2 protein-coding genes are annotated in these 2,692 nt (G+C 76.3%); both read right to left on the minus strand.

Going from position 1 to position 2,692, the window contains the following annotated elements; all coding sequences use genetic code 11:
• Positions 1-83: 83 nt before the first annotated feature.
• Positions 84-1,121: a rod shape-determining protein gene (locus B7767_RS23735; RefSeq protein WP_085573980.1), complete on the minus strand. Its 1,038-nt coding sequence runs from the start codon at positions 1,119-1,121 to the stop codon at positions 84-86.
• 124 nt (positions 1,122-1,245) lie between these two features.
• Positions 1,246-2,692 (minus strand): HAD family hydrolase (locus tag B7767_RS46550; protein ID WP_179167256.1); only part of this gene is annotated, 1,447 nt, incomplete at its 5' end.

Here is a 2,692-nt window from a genome sequence, read left to right on the forward strand (position 1 = left end):
GGCTCGCCCGCTGACGCCCGCCCGGCCGCCCGGGGGCGCGGGCCGGGGCGTGGGTGTGCCGGTCCGGCCGGCGCCCGCCCGGTTCAGGCGCGCAGCGGGTCCAGCACGATCGGTGCGATCCTGCCCTCCAGCATCTCGCCCAGCCCCTGTACGGCGCAGAGCTCCGGCCGTTCGGCGATGTGCACCGGCATGCCCGTCGCCTGACGCAGCATCTGGTCGAAGCCCGGCAGCAGGGCGCTCCCGCCGACCATCATGATCCCCCGGTCGACCAGGTCGGCGACCAGATCCGGCGGGCACTCCCGCAGCACCTTGCCGATGCCGTCGAGGACGGCGGTGAGCGGTGTCTGGATGGCCCGCCGCACGGCGGCCGTGTCGACCCGCACGGAACGGGCCAGACCGGTGGCCACGTCCCGCCCGTGGATCTCCGTCGACTCCGGGCCCTGCGGGGTGAGCCCGGTGCCGTGCAGGGCGAGCTGCAGGGGCCGTACGGACTGGCTCGGCAGCACCAGCTCGTGCTGGTGGCGCAGGTGCTGCACGATCGCGTTGTCCACGGCCTCCCCGCCGACGGGGACGCGCTCCGCCGTCACGATCGCCCCGAGGGAGAGCACGGCCACCTGCGTGGCCGCCGCACCGCACACCATGATCATGGTGGCCTCGGGCCGCTCCACCGGCAGACCGCAGCCGACGGCGGCGGCGATGAGCGTGTCGACCAGTTCCACCCGGCGGGCGCCGAGACCGACCAGCGTCTCGATCGCGGCGCGCTGGGCGAGCGGATCGGCGTCGTGCGGGACACAGGCCGCGGCCCGCAGCCGGGGCCTGCGGCGCAGCGTGCGGCGCATCTTGTCCCCGATGAGCTGCCGCAGCATGCGCTGCGCCATCTCGATGTCGACGACCGTGCCGCCGGAGACGGGACGTACGACGCGGATGTAGTCCGGCGTGCGTCCCGTCATCTTCTCCGCGAACTCACCGACCGCCATCAGCGCTCCGGTACGGGTGTTCACGGCGGCGGTGGACGGCTGGTCGACGACGAGTCCGGCGCCCTTGACATACACCCGGGTGCGGGCCGCCCCCAGGTCGACGGCGAAGTGGCAGCGGCGCAGCTGCTCCAGACTGGCGGTCACGGCGGAACCTCCCGAGTGCGCACCCAGCGGCCCGCCGGGCGGCGGACCTCTCAGGCATCGTGCGCGGCGGACGGGGGCGGGCGCCTTTCCTGGGGGGCCGGGTGGGGGGCCGCCGAACGGGGGGTCAGGCGCCGTCCGGGCGGGGCAGGGCGCGGACGGCCTCCAGGAGGGGCTCCAGGGAGTCGACGGTGAGCTCGCAGCCGGCCTCGCGCAGGCCTCGCCGGATGGCGGCGGTGTAGGCGTAGCCGATGAAGCGCAGACCGCCCCGCCGGGCGGCGGTGAACTCGGCGACCGACGAGCCGATCACGACGGCCGGGCCGCCGGCGGACGTGCCGGAGGCGCCCAGGGCGCGCCGCAGGCAGTCCGGGTGGGGCATCAGCAGGGTGAGGTCGTCGGCGCGCCCGTGGATGCCGGCCAGGGGCACGCGGTGGGGCAGCAGGTAGCGTCGCAGGGCCTGTTCGCCCACGTCGCTGACGATGACGACCCGTCGGCCGGAGGCGTGCAGGGCACGCACCAGAGCGAACGAGCGGTGCGTGGCGGGTGCCTCGGGCACCGCCCGCAGCTCGAGTTCGTCGAGGCGGTCGCGGAGCGCCGCGCCGAGCGGGTCGCGCGCGAAGGCGCGCAGCACCTCCAGCGGATGCACCGACGCCTTCCGGGAGACGTCACCGCCGCCGAGCGGGCGGCCCTCGAGCGCCTCCTGCGGCGCGCGGTGTTCGGAGACGACGGACAGCAGGTCCAGAGCGGCCTCGCGCGCGGTGCTCGCCGAGAACAGGCGGGCGAGCGGCCCGTCGAAACCGATGAGCACGGTGGGGCAGTCGGCCAGGGCGCCGGGCAGTGGCAGGGGCGCCGGTTCCTCCTGTCCGGACGGCTCCGCCGGTGGTGCCGCCTCCCGGGTGAGCCGTACGGAGCAGGACACCGCGAGGCCCGGTACGGGCCAGGAACCCAGCGCGGAGTCGACCTCGCGCTGCGCTCCGCCGACCCGGCGCACCGGGTGCCGGCGGGTGACGCGGGCCGCGACCTCCAGCAGATGGGTGAGCAGCCGCTCGGACACGCGGACGGCTTCCGCCCGGACGAAGGCGACCGGGTCCGCCACGTGCCAGGACAGGTCGACCGCCGCGGTGAAGGAGCCGCCCCGCGCGCCGGGCAGGCTGACCGTGTGCCGGGCCCGTCGCGCGGTGAGGTCGACGACGTAGTAGGTCGCCGGGTGCGGTGCGCGGGCGCCGTAGGGCTGGACGGGGTTGAGCAGGGTGAGCGAACCGTCGGGCCCGGTGTGGACGACGGCCGTGCGGCCCGGCGCGGGGGTGCCCAGCTCGTTCAGGTCGTGGGTGATGAGGGGGCCCCGCACCAGGTCGTGGGCCGGGACGTCGGTGCCCGCGGGGCCGGCCGGACCGCCCAGGGGGCAGAACCAGGCGACCGGCGGGACGGACGGCGCACCGGGGGGATACAGGGGCTGGAAGCGCAGGGGCTCGCGGGCGGCGGAGCTGGCGGTGAACTCCCCGTACAGGGCGGGCGAGACGACGACCACGAGGCCGGTGTCGGCGTGGCGGGGCGGCTCGGGCAGGTCGGCTCCC

The sequence above is a fragment of the Streptomyces sp. 13-12-16 genome (assembly GCF_002114215.1).
Taxonomy (GTDB): Bacteria; Actinomycetota; Actinomycetes; order Streptomycetales; family Streptomycetaceae; genus Streptomyces.